The sequence below is a fragment of the Pseudomonas sp. PDM27 genome (assembly GCF_019219205.1).
Classification (GTDB): domain Bacteria; phylum Pseudomonadota; class Gammaproteobacteria; order Pseudomonadales; family Pseudomonadaceae; genus Aquipseudomonas; species Aquipseudomonas laurylsulfatiphila.
The window spans coordinates 279,445-291,350 of sequence record NZ_JAHUWF010000009.1 but is presented as its reverse complement, the minus strand read 5'-3'; the positions used below and the strand labels follow the sequence as shown (position 1 = coordinate 291,350).

25 protein-coding genes are annotated in these 11,906 nt (G+C 54.8%); all 25 read left to right on the top strand.

Annotation, left to right across the window (positions count from 1 at the left end; genetic code table 11):
• Window positions 1-49 precede the first annotated feature (49 nt).
• The 25 genes from rplC to rpsD all read left to right on the top strand — a co-directional run bounded on the left by rplC (window position 50) and on the right by rpsD (window position 11,905).
• The gene (rplC, locus tag KW838_RS19975) at window positions 50-685 is read left to right on the top strand and encodes a 50S ribosomal protein L3 (RefSeq protein WP_003186059.1); all 636 of its coding nucleotides are present in this window, start codon (window positions 50-52) and stop codon (window positions 683-685) included.
• 12 nt (window positions 686-697) lie between these two features.
• The gene (rplD, locus tag KW838_RS19970) at window positions 698-1,300 is read left to right on the top strand and encodes a 50S ribosomal protein L4 (protein WP_003228735.1); all 603 of its coding nucleotides are present in this window, start codon (window positions 698-700) and stop codon (window positions 1,298-1,300) included.
• On the top strand, window positions 1,297-1,596 hold the full coding sequence (rplW, locus tag KW838_RS19965; protein WP_002555488.1) for a 50S ribosomal protein L23: 300 nt from the start codon (window positions 1,297-1,299) through the stop codon (window positions 1,594-1,596). The genes rplD and rplW overlap by 4 nt, the downstream gene beginning before the upstream one ends.
• A 14-nt stretch (window positions 1,597-1,610) precedes the next feature.
• Complete coding sequence (rplB, locus tag KW838_RS19960) at window positions 1,611-2,435, top strand: 50S ribosomal protein L2 (RefSeq protein WP_003228734.1); 825 nt, start codon at window positions 1,611-1,613, stop codon at window positions 2,433-2,435.
• A gap of 16 nt (window positions 2,436-2,451) precedes the next feature.
• Window positions 2,452-2,727 carry a 30S ribosomal protein S19 gene (rpsS, locus tag KW838_RS19955; protein WP_002555486.1) on the top strand — a complete coding sequence of 92 codons (276 nt, stop codon included), beginning with the start codon at window positions 2,452-2,454 and terminating at the stop codon, window positions 2,725-2,727.
• Window positions 2,728-2,738: 11 nt separating this feature from the next.
• A complete protein-coding gene (rplV, locus tag KW838_RS19950; RefSeq protein ID WP_003103908.1) occupies window positions 2,739-3,071 on the top strand; it encodes a 50S ribosomal protein L22 in 333 nt (110 codons plus the stop codon).
• A gap of 13 nt (window positions 3,072-3,084) precedes the next feature.
• The gene (rpsC, locus tag KW838_RS19945) at window positions 3,085-3,771 is read left to right on the top strand and encodes a 30S ribosomal protein S3 (RefSeq protein ID WP_007970424.1); all 687 of its coding nucleotides are present in this window, start codon (window positions 3,085-3,087) and stop codon (window positions 3,769-3,771) included.
• Between the two features lie 12 nt (window positions 3,772-3,783).
• Window positions 3,784-4,197: a 50S ribosomal protein L16 gene (rplP, locus tag KW838_RS19940; RefSeq protein WP_003228729.1), complete on the top strand. Its 414-nt coding sequence runs from the start codon at window positions 3,784-3,786 to the stop codon at window positions 4,195-4,197.
• Window positions 4,197-4,388 carry a 50S ribosomal protein L29 gene (gene rpmC / locus KW838_RS19935; protein WP_002555481.1) on the top strand — a complete coding sequence of 64 codons (192 nt, stop codon included), beginning with the start codon at window positions 4,197-4,199 and terminating at the stop codon, window positions 4,386-4,388. The genes rplP and rpmC overlap by 1 nt, the downstream gene beginning before the upstream one ends.
• A gap of 2 nt (window positions 4,389-4,390) precedes the next feature.
• The gene (gene rpsQ / locus KW838_RS19930) at window positions 4,391-4,657 is read left to right on the top strand and encodes a 30S ribosomal protein S17 (protein WP_003176419.1); all 267 of its coding nucleotides are present in this window, start codon (window positions 4,391-4,393) and stop codon (window positions 4,655-4,657) included.
• A 23-nt stretch (window positions 4,658-4,680) separates the two neighbouring features.
• Complete coding sequence (gene rplN / locus KW838_RS19925; protein ID WP_002555479.1) at window positions 4,681-5,049, top strand: 50S ribosomal protein L14; 369 nt, start codon at window positions 4,681-4,683, stop codon at window positions 5,047-5,049.
• Between the two features lie 11 nt (window positions 5,050-5,060).
• The gene (gene rplX / locus KW838_RS19920; protein WP_095059509.1) at window positions 5,061-5,375 is read left to right on the top strand and encodes a 50S ribosomal protein L24; all 315 of its coding nucleotides are present in this window, start codon (window positions 5,061-5,063) and stop codon (window positions 5,373-5,375) included.
• 22 nt (window positions 5,376-5,397) lie between these two features.
• Window positions 5,398-5,937: a 50S ribosomal protein L5 gene (gene rplE, locus KW838_RS19915; protein WP_003210069.1), complete on the top strand. Its 540-nt coding sequence runs from the start codon at window positions 5,398-5,400 to the stop codon at window positions 5,935-5,937.
• Window positions 5,938-5,950: 13 nt separating this feature from the next.
• On the top strand, window positions 5,951-6,256 hold the full coding sequence (gene rpsN, locus KW838_RS19910) for a 30S ribosomal protein S14 (protein WP_003176414.1): 306 nt from the start codon (window positions 5,951-5,953) through the stop codon (window positions 6,254-6,256).
• 209 nt (window positions 6,257-6,465) lie between these two features.
• Entirely contained in the window at window positions 6,466-6,858 is a 393-nt protein-coding gene (rpsH, locus tag KW838_RS19905) for a 30S ribosomal protein S8 (RefSeq protein WP_003186040.1), read from the top strand.
• 12 nt (window positions 6,859-6,870) lie between these two features.
• Window positions 6,871-7,404 carry a 50S ribosomal protein L6 gene (gene rplF, locus KW838_RS19900; protein ID WP_003176412.1) on the top strand — a complete coding sequence of 178 codons (534 nt, stop codon included), beginning with the start codon at window positions 6,871-6,873 and terminating at the stop codon, window positions 7,402-7,404.
• 10 nt (window positions 7,405-7,414) lie between these two features.
• A complete protein-coding gene (gene rplR, locus KW838_RS19895) occupies window positions 7,415-7,765 on the top strand; it encodes a 50S ribosomal protein L18 (RefSeq protein ID WP_003186037.1) in 351 nt (116 codons plus the stop codon).
• A 3-nt stretch (window positions 7,766-7,768) separates the two neighbouring features.
• Complete coding sequence (gene rpsE / locus KW838_RS19890; protein ID WP_003186035.1) at window positions 7,769-8,269, top strand: 30S ribosomal protein S5; 501 nt, start codon at window positions 7,769-7,771, stop codon at window positions 8,267-8,269.
• 2 nt (window positions 8,270-8,271) lie between these two features.
• A complete protein-coding gene (gene rpmD / locus KW838_RS19885) occupies window positions 8,272-8,448 on the top strand; it encodes a 50S ribosomal protein L30 (protein ID WP_003176408.1) in 177 nt (58 codons plus the stop codon).
• Window positions 8,449-8,451: 3 nt separating this feature from the next.
• Window positions 8,452-8,889 carry a 50S ribosomal protein L15 gene (gene rplO, locus KW838_RS19880; protein WP_003228720.1) on the top strand — a complete coding sequence of 146 codons (438 nt, stop codon included), beginning with the start codon at window positions 8,452-8,454 and terminating at the stop codon, window positions 8,887-8,889.
• Window positions 8,890-10,218 (top strand): preprotein translocase subunit SecY, encoded by a 1,329-nt coding sequence (gene secY, locus KW838_RS19875; RefSeq protein WP_015097035.1) that lies wholly within the window; start codon window positions 8,890-8,892, stop codon window positions 10,216-10,218.
• A 24-nt stretch (window positions 10,219-10,242) separates the two neighbouring features.
• Window positions 10,243-10,359, top strand: a complete 117-nt coding sequence (rpmJ, locus tag KW838_RS19870) for a 50S ribosomal protein L36 (RefSeq protein ID WP_002555468.1) — start codon at window positions 10,243-10,245, stop codon at window positions 10,357-10,359.
• Window positions 10,360-10,489: 130 nt separating this feature from the next.
• Window positions 10,490-10,846: a 30S ribosomal protein S13 gene (gene rpsM / locus KW838_RS19865; RefSeq protein ID WP_009045849.1), complete on the top strand. Its 357-nt coding sequence runs from the start codon at window positions 10,490-10,492 to the stop codon at window positions 10,844-10,846.
• 30 nt (window positions 10,847-10,876) lie between these two features.
• Entirely contained in the window at window positions 10,877-11,266 is a 390-nt protein-coding gene (gene rpsK / locus KW838_RS19860; protein ID WP_002555466.1) for a 30S ribosomal protein S11, read from the top strand.
• A gap of 18 nt (window positions 11,267-11,284) precedes the next feature.
• Window positions 11,285-11,905 carry a 30S ribosomal protein S4 gene (gene rpsD / locus KW838_RS19855; RefSeq protein ID WP_003176404.1) on the top strand — a complete coding sequence of 207 codons (621 nt, stop codon included), beginning with the start codon at window positions 11,285-11,287 and terminating at the stop codon, window positions 11,903-11,905.
• Window position 11,906 lies beyond the last annotated feature (1 nt).

Below are 11,906 nucleotides of genomic sequence, written 5' to 3'. Positions count from 1 at the left end.
TGGGCGGCCATAGCGGGTGAAAGCCCCGTACACTCATGAGGTTTACAACATGACTATTGGTGTAGTCGGTCGTAAATGCGGTATGACCCGTATTTTCACCGAAGAAGGTGTCTCCATTCCGGTCACGGTCATTGAGATCGAGCCGAATCGCGTCACCCAGTTCAAAACTGAAGAGACCGATGGCTATCGTGCAGTGCAAGTCACTGTCGGCGAGCGTCGTGCTTCGCGTGTAACAGCAGCTCAGGCTGGCCACTTCGCTAAAGCGAACGTTGCCGCTGGTCGTACCGTAATGGAATTCCGCCTTGAAGAAGGCGAGTACCAGGCCGGCGATCTGATCAACGCTGAAATCTTCGCCGCTGGTCAACTGGTTGATGTAACCGGTCAGTCCAAGGGTAAAGGCTTCCAGGGTACGATCAAGCGTTGGAATTTCCGCGGGCAAGATAACACCCACGGTAACTCCGTATCCCACCGCGTTCCAGGCTCTATCGGCCAGTGCCAGACTCCTGGTCGTGTATTCAAGGGCAAAAAAATGTCCGGTCATATGGGCGCTGAGCGCGTGACCGTGCAGTCCCTCGAAGTAGTGCGCGTGGACGCTGAACGCAATCTGTTGTTGGTCAAGGGCGCTGTTCCTGGCGCTACTGGCGGCAACTTGGTTGTACGTCCAGCAGCCAAGGCTCGCGGTTAAGGGGAAGCTGACATGCAATTAAATGTAAATGACGCTCAAGCGATCGAAGTTTCCGAACTGACATTTGGCGGCGAATTCAACGAGACGCTGGTTCACCAAGCAGTCGTGGCCTACATGGCCGGCGGCCGTCAGGGTTCCAAGCAGCAAAAGACCCGTTCCGACGTTCGTGGTGGCGGCAAGCGCCCATGGCGTCAGAAAGGTACTGGCCGTGCTCGTGCCGGTACTATCCGTAGCCCAATCTGGCGTGGCGGCGGTACCACTTTCGCAGCTCGTCCTCAGGATCACTCCCAGAAGCTGAACAAGAAGATGTATCGCGCAGCAATGCGTTCCATCCTTGCTGAGCTGGTGCGTACTGATCGTCTGGTCGTGGTTCAGGATTTCGCCGTTGAAACGCCGAAAACCAAAGACCTGCTGGGCAAGCTGAACAACATGAGCCTGACCGACGTTCTGATCGTGTCGGACGCTGTTGATCAGAACCTGTACCTGGCTGCTCGTAACCTGCCACACGTAGATGTACGTGACGTGCAAGGTTCCGATCCAGTTAGTCTGATCGCATACGACAAGGTGTTGATCACCGTGTCGGCCGTGAAGAAATTCGAGGAGCTGCTGGGATGAACCAGGAACGCGTATTTAAAGTTCTGCTTGGCCCGCACGTTTCCGAGAAGGCTACGGTTCTGGCAGACAAGAAAGGCCAGTTCGTTTTCAAGGTTGCTACTGACGCAACCAAGCTGGAAATCAAGAAGGCCGTCGAAAGCCTGTTCAGCGTGAAAGTAGAGCGTGTAACTACCCTGAATGTTCTGGGTAAGAGCAAGCGCACTGCTCGCGGTCTGGGCAAGCGTAATGACTGGAAGAAGGCAGTTATCTCCCTTCAGCCAGGCCAAGATCTCGATTTCAGCAGCAGTGCTGAGTAAGGAAGGGGTGCATCATGGCAATCGTTAAATGCAAACCGACTTCCCCTGGCCGCCGTTTTGTGGTCAAGGTGGTCAACCAGGAGCTGCATAAAGGCGCTCCTCACGCACCGCTGCTCGAGAAGAAATCGAAGACTGGTGGTCGTAACAACAATGGCCGTATTACCACTCGTCACATCGGTGGTGGTCATAAGCAGCATTACCGTATGGTCGATTTCCGTCGCAACGACAAAGATGGCATCGTCGCCACTGTCGAGCGTATCGAATACGATCCAAACCGTACTGCTCACATCGCACTGCTCTGCTACGCAGACGGCGAGCGCCGCTACATCATCGCCCCTAAAGGCGTGAGTGCTGGCGACCAGCTGATCGCAGGCGCTCTGGCTCCAATCAAGCCAGGCAACGCTCTGCAACTGCGCAACATTCCAGTCGGTTCTACCGTACACGGCATCGAACTGAAGCCAGGTAAAGGCGCACAGATCGCTCGTTCCGCTGGTGCTTCGGCTCAGCTGATCGCTCGTGAAGGCGTGTACGTTACCCTGCGTCTGCGTTCCGGTGAAATGCGTAAAGTCCTGGCTGAATGCCGTGCGACCCTGGGCGAAGTCTCGAACTCCGAGCACAGCCTGCGTTCGCTGGGTAAAGCCGGTGCCAAACGCTGGCGTGGCGTTCGCCCAACCGTTCGTGGTGTTGCCATGAACCCGGTTGACCACCCACATGGTGGTGGTGAAGGTCGTACCTCTGGTGGTCGTCATCCGGTATCGCCATGGGGCTTCCCGACTAAGGGCGCGAAGACTCGTGGTAATAAGCGTACCGACAAAATGATCGTCCGTCGTCGCAAGTAAATAGAGGGATACGACAGTGCCACGTTCTCTGAAAAAAGGTCCTTTTATCGATCTTCACCTACTGAAGAAGATCGAAGTGGCGGCGGAAAAGAACGATCGCAAACCGGTGAAAACCTGGTCGCGTCGTTCGATGATCCTGCCACAAATGGTCGGTCTGACCATCGCAGTACACAACGGTCGTCAGCACGTCCCAGTTCTCGTGAACGAAGACATGGTCGGCCACAAACTGGGCGAGTTCGCCGGTACCCGCACTTATCGCGGGCACGTGGCAGACAAGAAAGCCAAGCGTTAAGGGGTTAGGAAATGGAAGTAGCCGCTAAGTTGTCGGGCGCTCGAATCTCCGCCCAGAAAGCCCGCTTGGTCGCCGACCAGATCCGCGGGAAGAAGGTGGGCGAAGCGCTCAACCTGTTGGCTTTCAGCAGTAAGAAAGCCGCCGAGATCATGAAGAAAGTGCTGGAGTCGGCCGTAGCCAACGCCGAGCATAACGAAGGCGCAGACGTTGATGACCTGAAGGTCAGCACCGTTTTCGTCAACGAAGGGCGTTCGCTGAAGCGCATCATGCCACGTGCCAAAGGCCGTGCTGATCGCATCGTCAAGCGGTCTTGCCATATCACTGTCAAGGTTGCTGACAAGTAACGGAGTCGAAGAGATGGGTCAGAAAGTACATCCCATTGGCATTCGCCTGGGAATCGTCAAGGAGCACACCTCCGTCTGGTACGCAGACGGTCGGACTTATGCGGACTATTTGCTCGCAGATCTGAATGTGCGTGAGTACCTCCAAGACAAACTAAAAAGCGCGTCCGTAAGCCGTATCGATATCCATCGTCCGGCCCAAACTGCACGCATCACCATCCACACCGCTCGTCCAGGTATCGTTATCGGGAAGAAAGGTGAAGATGTTGAGAAACTGCGTCAGGACCTGACCAAGCAAATGGGTGTGCCTGTGCACATCAATATCGAAGAGATCCGCAAGCCGGAACTCGACGGTATGCTGGTTGCGCAGAGCGTAGCTCAGCAGCTGGAGCGTCGCGTAATGTTCCGTCGTGCTATGAAGCGCGCCGTACAGAACGCCATGCGCATTGGTGCCAAAGGCATCAAAATCCAAGTGAGCGGTCGTCTCGGCGGTGCTGAAATCGCACGTACTGAATGGTATCGCGAAGGTCGTGTGCCATTGCACACCCTGCGTGCCGACATCGACTATGCCAACTACGAAGCTCACACCACTTACGGTGTGATCGGTGTAAAGGTTTGGATCTTCAAAGGCGAAGTAATTGGTGGTCGCCAAGAAGAACTGAAACCACAAGCACCAGCGCCTCGTAAAAAAGCTGCTAAGTAAGGGGTACGCCAAATGTTGCAACCAAAGCGTACGAAGTTCCGCAAGCAAATGACTGGTCACAACCGTGGCCTGGCATTGCGCGGTAGCAAAGTCAGCTTCGGCGAGTTCGCGCTGAAGTCTGTTGCTCGTGGTCGTCTCACCGCTCGTCAGATCGAGTCAGCGCGTCGTGCTCTGACCCGTCACGTAAAACGTGGCGGCAAGATCTGGATCCGTGTATTCCCGGACAAGCCGATCTCCAAAAAACCTCTCGAGGTTCGTATGGGTAAAGGTAAGGGTAACGTGGAGTACTGGGTTGCCCAGATTCAGCCAGGCAAAGTCCTGTATGAAATCGAGGGTGTTTCTGAAGAGCTGGCGCGTGAGGCTTTCGCCCTGGCTGCTGCAAAGCTGCCGCTCGCCACCTCCTTTGTTAAACGGACGGTGATGTGATGAAAGCGAATGAACTTCGTGAAAAATCCGCACAGCAGCTGAACGAGCAACTGCTCGGCCTGCTGCGCGACCAGTTCAATCTGCGTATGCAGAAAGCAACTGGCCAGTTGGGGCAGTCTCATCTGCTCTCGCAAGTTAAGCGTGACATCGCTCGCGTGAAGACTGTGCTCAACCAGCAGGCAGGTAAGTAATCATGGCTGAAGCCGAAAAAACTGTCCGTACGCTGACTGGCCGTGTTGTCAGCGACAAGATGGACAAAACCATCACCGTTCTGATCGAGCGTCGCGTTAAGCACCCGATCTACGGTAAATACGTTAAGCGTTCGACTAAGCTGCACGCGCACGACGAAACCAATCAGTGCCACATCGGCGACAAAGTCACTATTCGTGAAACTCGTCCTTTGGCCAAGACCAAGTCTTGGGCGCTGGTTGATGTTCTCGAACGCGCTGTGGAAGTCTAAGGACTAGGGGTCGGAGAAATTATATGATTCAGACTCAATCCATGCTCGATGTGGCCGATAACAGCGGCGCTCGCCGCGTTATGTGCATCAAGGTGCTGGGTGGCTCCCATCGTCGTTACGCTGGTATCGGTGACATCATCAAAGTTACCGTCAAGGAAGCAATTCCTCGCGGTAAAGTGAAAAAAGGCCAAGTGATGACTGCTGTTGTAGTCCGCACTCGTCACGGCGTACGTCGTGCTGATGGCTCCATTATCCGCTTTGATGGCAACGCTGCTGTTCTGTTGAACAACAAGCAAGAGCCGATCGGCACCCGTATCTTTGGGCCAGTGACCCGTGAACTTCGTACTGAGAAGTTCATGAAGATCGTCTCGCTCGCCCCAGAAGTGCTGTAAGGAGATCCGACATGCAAAAGATTCGTCGTGACGACGAGATCATCGTGATCGCCGGCAAAGACAAAGGTAAGCGCGGTAAGGTGCTTAAGGTTCTCGCTAACAACCGTTTGGTTATTGGTGGTCTGAACCTGGTCAAGCGTCATACCAAGCCTAACCCGATGTCGGGCGTGCAGGGCGGTATCGTCGAAAAAGAAGCTCCACTGGATGCTTCTAACGTCGCCATTTTCAACAGCGAAACCAACAAGGCTGACCGCGTTGGTTTCAAAGTAGAAGACGGCAAGAAAATTCGTGTCTTCAAGTCGACCCAAAAAGCGGTTGATGCTTGAACACTGCTAGGTAGATGAGACCATGGCACGACTAAAAGAGATTTACCGGAAGGAAATTGCTCCGAAACTTAAGGAAGAACTTAAGCTTTCGAACGTGATGGAAGTTCCGCGCGTTACCAAAATCACCCTGAACATGGGTCTGGGCGAAGCGATCGGCGACAAAAAAGTCATCGAGCACGCTGTTGCCGACCTGGAAAAGATTACCGGCCAGAAAGTCGTTGTGACCTACGCTCGCAAATCCATCGCTGGCTTTAAAGTCCGTGAAGGTTGGCCGATCGGCGTCAAAGTGACCCTGCGCCGTGAGCGTATGTACGAGTTCCTGGATCGTCTGCTGTCGATCTCCCTGCCTCGGGTTCGCGACTTCCGCGGCCTGAATGCCAAGTCCTTCGATGGTCGTGGCAACTACAGCATGGGCGTGAAAGAGCAGATCATCTTCCCGGAAATCGACTACGACAAGATCGATGCTCTCCGCGGTCTGGACATCACCCTGACCACCACTGCCAAGAACGATGATGAAGGCCGCGCTCTGCTGCGTGCGTTCAAATTCCCGTTCCGCAACTGATTGGAGTAGGACCATGGCCAAGATGAGCATGAAAAACCGCGAGCTGAAGCGTCAGCTCACGGTTGCCAAGTACGCCAAGAAGCGTGCAGCACTGAAAGCTATCATCGTTGATCTGAACGCAAGTCCAGAAGCGCGTTGGGAAGCTACAGTAGCCCTGCAGAAGCAGCCACGTGACGCAAGCGCTTCGCGCATGCGTAACCGCTGCCGCCTGACCGGTCGTCCACACGGTGTTTACCGCAAGTTCGGCCTCGGCCGTAACAAGCTGCGTGAAGCTGCCATGCGTGGTGACGTACCGGGTCTGGTTAAAGCCAGCTGGTAAGTACTGTCAAAGTCTCGGTGTCCAGGATCGCAAGATCCTGACCACCGGTGGCCTTGAATCTGGATCAAGCCCCTTTTGGGGCTTGATTCATTTCTGGGGTGTGTCTAGAATACCCGGCTCGCCTGAGCCCGTGTTTTTCATGCCCGGAGATTCTCGGCGACACGTAATAGCCGCAAGGCTAATTTTTTTGTATTAGGAGCGTCTAGCCCATGAGTATGCAGGACCCGTTAGCGGACATGCTAACTCGTATCCGTAATGCCCAGATGGCTGAAAAGTCCGTCGTAAGCATGCCATCTTCCACGTTGAAGGTAGCTGTTGCCAAAGTCCTGAAGGACGAAGGTTACATTGCGGGTTATCAGATCAGCAGCGAAATCAAACCACTGCTGTCCATCGAGCTGAAGTACTTCGAAGGCCGTCCGGTTATCGAAGAAGTGAAGCGCGTTAGCCGTCCAGGCCTGCGTCAGTACAAGTCCGTCGATGATCTGCCAAAAGTTCGTGGCGGTCTCGGTGTGTCTATCGTCTCCACCAACAAGGGTGTGATGACTGATCGTGCTGCGCGCGCTGCCGGTGTCGGCGGCGAAGTTCTTTGCACTGTGTTCTAAGGGGGGATAAGCATGTCTCGCGTCGCTAAGAACCCCGTTAAGCTGCCAGCCGGTGTCGAAGTAAAATTCGCAGGCCAACAGCTTTCGGTGAAGGGTGCCAAGGGCACTCTCGAACTGAACATCCATTCGTCCGTTGAGATCGTTGAAGAAGCTGGTGAGCTGCGTTTCGCTGCTCGCAATGGCGATCAACAGACTCGCGCAATGGCTGGTACCACTCGTGCGTTGGTAAACAACATGGTCCAAGGCGTAAGCCAAGGCTTCGAGCGCAAGCTCCAGCTGGTCGGTGTTGGTTACAAAGCGCAAGCAAAAGGCACAGTGCTGAACCTGGCTCTTGGCTTCTCGCACCCAGTGGATTACGAACTGCCGGAAGGCATCACCGCTGAGACTCCTAGCCAGACCGATATCCTGATCAAGGGCATCGACAAGCAGCTGGTAGGTCAAGTGGCCGCCGAGATCCGCGACTTCCGTCCACCAGAGCCGTACAAAGGCAAAGGTGTGCGCTACGCGGACGAAGTCGTCCGTCGTAAAGAAGCCAAGAAGAAGTAGGGCATAGCAAATGACCGACAAAAAAGTTACTCGACTGCGTCGCGCTCGCAAAGCACGCCTGAAAATGCACGAACTCGAAGTCGTGCGTCTCTGCGTGTTCCGCTCTTCGCAGCACATCTACGCCCAGGTCATTTCGGCCGACGGCAACAAAGTCCTGGCAAGCGCCTCGACTTTGGATAAAGAACTGCGTGATGGTGCCACCGGCAACATCGACGCGGCCACTAAGGTTGGCCAGCTGGTCGCTACGCGTGCTAAGGCCGCTGGCGTCTCGCAGGTGGCTTTCGACCGCTCTGGCTTCAAGTACCACGGCCGCGTTAAAGCGCTGGCTGATGCTGCTCGTGAAGCTGGGCTGGAGTTCTAAGTTATGTCAAATAACGACCAAAAGCGCGACGAAGGCTACATCGAGAAGCTGGTTCAAGTTAACCGCGTAGCCAAAACCGTTAAAGGCGGCCGTATCTTCACCTTCACCGCGTTGACCGTGGTTGGTGATGGTAAAGGCCGTGTTGGCTTCGGCCGTGGCAAGTCGCGTGAAGTGCCTGCTGCGATCCAGAAGGCAATGGAAGCTGCTCGCCGCAACATGATCCAGGTTGATCTGAACGGCACGACCCTGCAGTACGCCATGAAGTCCGCCCACGGCGCTTCGAAGGTTTACATGCAGCCTGCTTCTGAAGGTACCGGTATCATCGCTGGCGGCGCTATGCGTGCTGTCCTCGAAGTTGCTGGCGTTCAGAACGTTCTGGCCAAGTGCTACGGCTCGACTAACCCGGTAAACGTGGTTCACGCCACTTTCAAGGGTTTGAAAGCAATGCAGTCTCCTGAATCCATTGCCGCCAAGCGTGGCAAAAGCGTCAAGGAGATCTTCTGATCATGGCTACCGTTAAAGTTACGCTGATCAAAAGCATGACCGGCCGCATCCCTAACCACAAACTGTGCGTTAAGGGTCTGGGTCTGCGTCGCATCGGTCACACTGTAGAAGTCCAGGATACTCCCGAGAATCGCGGGATGATCAACAAGGCTTACTACATGCTGCGTGTCGAGGGTTAATCGATGAAACTCAATGATCTGAGTCCAGCGCCGGGTTCCCGTCGCGAAAAGCATCGTCCGGGCCGTGGTATCGGTAGCGGTTTGGGTAAGACTGGTGGCCGTGGTCACAAAGGTCAGACCTCTCGCTCCGGTGGCACCATTGCTCCAGGCTTTGAAGGCGGTCAACAGCCGCTGCATCGTCGCCTGCCGAAGTTCGGTTTCGTTTCCCTGAAAGCCATGGACCGCGCAGAAGTGCGTCTGTCCGAACTGGCCAAAGTGGAAGGCGACATCGTCACCGTGCAGTCCCTGAAAGATGCCAACGTGATCAACGTCAACGTACAGCGTGTGAAAATCATGCTGTCCGGTGAAGTGACTCGCGCTGTCACTATCGGCAAGGGAATCGGCGCCACCAAAGGTGCGCGTGCGGCTATCGAAGCAGCTGGCGGCAAGTTCGAGGAATAAATGGCTAAGCAAGGTGCTCTCTCTGCGCTCGGCAAAGGCGGTATGTCTGAACTCTGGGCTCGTCTGCGTTTTCTGTTCCTGGCGATTATCGTCTACCGAATAGGCGCACACATCCCGGTTCCAGGTATCAACCCGGACCGACTCGCGGACCTGTTTCGACAGAATGAGGGGACCATTCTTAGCTTGTTCAACATGTTTTCCGGCGGCGCGCTGGAACGGATGAGCATCTTTGCACTGGGGATCATGCCGTACATCTCGGCATCGATCATCATGCAATTGATGACCGCCGTCAGCCCGCAACTGGAGCAGTTGAAGAAGGAAGGTGAAGCTGGCCGTCGCAAGATTAGCCAGTACACCCGCTACGGCACTGTCGTCCTCGCTCTCGTCCAGGCCATTGGCATGTCCATTGGCCTGGCGGGGCAGGGCGTTTCGTTCACTGCTGACTTCAGCTTTCATTTCGTTGCGGTAACCACATTTGTGGCGGGCGCGATGTTCATGATGTGGCTGGGTGAGCAGATTACTGAGCGTGGTGTAGGCAACGGTATCTCGATGTTGATCTTCGCAGGTATCGTCGCCGGTCTTCCGAGAGCGATCGGGCAGTCTTTCGAGTCTGCACGTCAGGGTGATATCAACATCTTCGCCCTGGTTGCCATCGGTTTGCTGGCAGTAGCGATTATCGGTTTCGTGGTGTTCATTGAGCGTGGTCAGCGTCGTATTGCTGTTCACTACGCCAAGCGTCAGCAGGGCCGCAAGGTCTTCGCTGCGCAGACCAGCCACTTGCCGCTGAAGGTGAACATGGCCGGTGTTATTCCGGCTATTTTCGCGAGCAGCATTTTGCTGTTCCCGGCTTCGTTGGGTGCCTGGTTCGGTCAGTCTGAAGGTATGGGCTGGTTGCAGGACATCTCGCAGTCGATCGCTCCTGGTCAGCCGTTGAATATTCTGCTGTTTAGTGCAGGGATTATTTTCTTCTGCTTCTTCTATACGGCGTTGATGTTCAATCCGAAAGACGTAGCGGAAAACCTGAAGAAGTCCGGTGCCTTTATTCCGGGCATCCGTCCAGGTGAGCAGTCTGCGCGCTACATTGATGGCGTTCTGACTCGCTTGACCATGTTCGGTGCTCTTTACATGACGGCCGTCTGCCTGTTGCCCCAGTTCCTGGTGGTTGCAGCCAACGTTCCGTTCTACCTTGGCGGGACCTCGTTGCTGATCGTCGTCGTGGTTGTGATGGACTTCATGTCCCAAGTACAATCGCACCTCGTTTCGCACCAGTACGAATCCCTGATGAAGAAAGCCAACCTGAAGGGTTACGGCAGCGGCATGCTGCGCTGACCCATAAGGTTCGAGGAGTTGGTGATGAAAGTTCGTGCATCGGTGAAAAAGCTGTGCCGTAACTGCAAGATTATTCGCCGCGAAGGTGTTGTTCGAGTAATTTGCAGCGCGGAACCGCGTCACAAACAGCGCCAAGGCTGAGTGTGATTGTGCTTCAAGCCCGGCAGCTAGTGCGCTGCCGGGTTGATTATTTGTTATTACAGCGATATTATCTCGCGCCCTATTTCTTGGCTTCCGGGGCGTAGGTAGCTGTCAATTGGAGTCCCACTGAATGGCCCGTATTGCAGGCGTTAACATTCCAGATAACAAGCATACTGTTATCTCGCTGACCTACATCTATGGTGTTGGTCGCACTACTGCACAGAAAATTTGTGCAGAGACTGGGGTAAACCCAGCAGCAAAGATCAAAGATCTGAGCGACGAGCAGATTGAACAGCTGCGTGGCGAAGTGGCGAAGTTCACCACTGAAGGTGACCTGCGTCGCGAAATCAACATGAAAATCAAGCGCTTGATGGACCTCGGTTGCTATCGCGGTCTGCGTCATCGTCGCGGTCTTCCAGTGCGCGGTCAGCGTACCAAGACCAACGCGCGTACCCGTAAAGGTCCGCGTAAGCCGATCCGCAAGTAATCGCCCCAGCGAATCGACAGGAATTTAATCATGGCAAAACCTGCTGCTCGTCCTCGTAAAAAAGTTAAAAAGACAGTGGTTGATGGCATCGCCCACATCCATGCATCTTTTAACAACACCATCGTGACCATCACCGACCGTCAAGGTAACGCTCTTTCCTGGGCTACCTCCGGTGGTTCGGGTTTCCGCGGTTCCCGCAAGTCCACCCCGTTTGCTGCTCAGGTAGCTGCTGAACGTGCTGGTCAAGCTGCGCTGGAATACGGCCTGAAAAACCTCGACGTCAACGTCAAAGGTCCAGGTCCAGGTCGTGAATCCGCAGTTCGCGCTTTGAACGGCTGTGGCTACAAGATCGCCAGCATCACCGACGTGACGCCAATCCCGCACAACGGGTGCCGTCCGCCGAAGAAGCGCCGCGTGTAATCCAGGAGATTGTAAAGAATGGCTCGTTACATTGGTCCAAAATGCAAACTCGCTCGTCGCGAAGGCACCGATCTCTTCCTGAAGAGCGGCGTGCGCGCGATCGAATCGAAGTGCAACATTGAAGCAGCACCTGGTATCCACGGCCAACGCCGCGGTCGCCAGTCCGACTACGGCACCCAACTGCGTGAAAAGCAGAAGGTCCGTCGTATCTACGGCGTTCTCGAGCGTCAATTCAGCGGCTACTACAAAGAAGCTGCTGGCAAGAAAGGTGCAACCGGTGAGAACCTGCTGCAACTGCTCGAATGCCGTCTGGACAACGTTGTATACCGTATGGGCTTTGGTTCGACTCGTGCCGAATCCCGTCAGCTGGTATCGCACAAGTCGATCAGCGTAAACGGTCAGACCGTTAACGTTCCGTCCTACCAGGTTCGTGCTGGTGACGTGGTTGCTGTTCGCGAGAAAGCAAAAAATCAACTTCGCATTGTCCAAGCTCTCGATCTGTGTGCCCAACGTGGCCGCGTAGAATGGGTAGAAGTAGACACTGAGAAGAAGTCGGGCGTTTTCAAGAACGTTCCAGCTCGCAGTGATCTGTCCGCCGACATCAACGAAAGCCTGATTGTCGAGCTCTACTCCAAGTAAG

Bases quoted from the DNA above. Each gene is read 5' to 3' on its own strand.
- rpsM (WP_009045849.1), top strand. From the start codon at position 10,490: ATGGCCCGTATTGCAGGCGTTAACATTCCAGATAACAAGCATACTGTT.
- rplX (WP_095059509.1), top strand. From the start codon at position 5,061: ATGCAAAAGATTCGTCGTGACGACGAGATCATCGTGATCGCCGGCAAA.
- rplD (WP_003228735.1), top strand. From the start codon at position 698: ATGCAATTAAATGTAAATGACGCTCAAGCGATCGAAGTTTCCGAACTG.
- rpsQ (WP_003176419.1), top strand. From the start codon at position 4,391: ATGGCTGAAGCCGAAAAAACTGTCCGTACGCTGACTGGCCGTGTTGTC.
- rplC (WP_003186059.1), top strand. From the start codon at position 50: ATGACTATTGGTGTAGTCGGTCGTAAATGCGGTATGACCCGTATTTTC.
- rplW (WP_002555488.1), top strand. From the start codon at position 1,297: ATGAACCAGGAACGCGTATTTAAAGTTCTGCTTGGCCCGCACGTTTCC.
- secY (WP_015097035.1), top strand. From the start codon at position 8,890: ATGGCTAAGCAAGGTGCTCTCTCTGCGCTCGGCAAAGGCGGTATGTCT.
- rpsD (WP_003176404.1), top strand. From the start codon at position 11,285: ATGGCTCGTTACATTGGTCCAAAATGCAAACTCGCTCGTCGCGAAGGC.
- rplO (WP_003228720.1), top strand. From the start codon at position 8,452: ATGAAACTCAATGATCTGAGTCCAGCGCCGGGTTCCCGTCGCGAAAAG.
- rpmJ (WP_002555468.1), top strand. From the start codon at position 10,243: ATGAAAGTTCGTGCATCGGTGAAAAAGCTGTGCCGTAACTGCAAGATT.
- rplV (WP_003103908.1), top strand. From the start codon at position 2,739: ATGGAAGTAGCCGCTAAGTTGTCGGGCGCTCGAATCTCCGCCCAGAAA.
- rplR (WP_003186037.1), top strand. From the start codon at position 7,415: ATGACCGACAAAAAAGTTACTCGACTGCGTCGCGCTCGCAAAGCACGC.
- rplN (WP_002555479.1), top strand. From the start codon at position 4,681: ATGATTCAGACTCAATCCATGCTCGATGTGGCCGATAACAGCGGCGCT.
- rpsE (WP_003186035.1), top strand. From the start codon at position 7,769: ATGTCAAATAACGACCAAAAGCGCGACGAAGGCTACATCGAGAAGCTG.
- rpsH (WP_003186040.1), top strand. From the start codon at position 6,466: ATGAGTATGCAGGACCCGTTAGCGGACATGCTAACTCGTATCCGTAAT.
- rplB (WP_003228734.1), top strand. From the start codon at position 1,611: ATGGCAATCGTTAAATGCAAACCGACTTCCCCTGGCCGCCGTTTTGTG.
- rpmD (WP_003176408.1), top strand. From the start codon at position 8,272: ATGGCTACCGTTAAAGTTACGCTGATCAAAAGCATGACCGGCCGCATC.
- rpmC (WP_002555481.1), top strand. From the start codon at position 4,197: ATGAAAGCGAATGAACTTCGTGAAAAATCCGCACAGCAGCTGAACGAG.
- rpsN (WP_003176414.1), top strand. From the start codon at position 5,951: ATGGCCAAGATGAGCATGAAAAACCGCGAGCTGAAGCGTCAGCTCACG.
- rplF (WP_003176412.1), top strand. From the start codon at position 6,871: ATGTCTCGCGTCGCTAAGAACCCCGTTAAGCTGCCAGCCGGTGTCGAA.
- rplP (WP_003228729.1), top strand. From the start codon at position 3,784: ATGTTGCAACCAAAGCGTACGAAGTTCCGCAAGCAAATGACTGGTCAC.
- rplE (WP_003210069.1), top strand. From the start codon at position 5,398: ATGGCACGACTAAAAGAGATTTACCGGAAGGAAATTGCTCCGAAACTT.
- rpsC (WP_007970424.1), top strand. From the start codon at position 3,085: ATGGGTCAGAAAGTACATCCCATTGGCATTCGCCTGGGAATCGTCAAG.
- rpsK (WP_002555466.1), top strand. From the start codon at position 10,877: ATGGCAAAACCTGCTGCTCGTCCTCGTAAAAAAGTTAAAAAGACAGTG.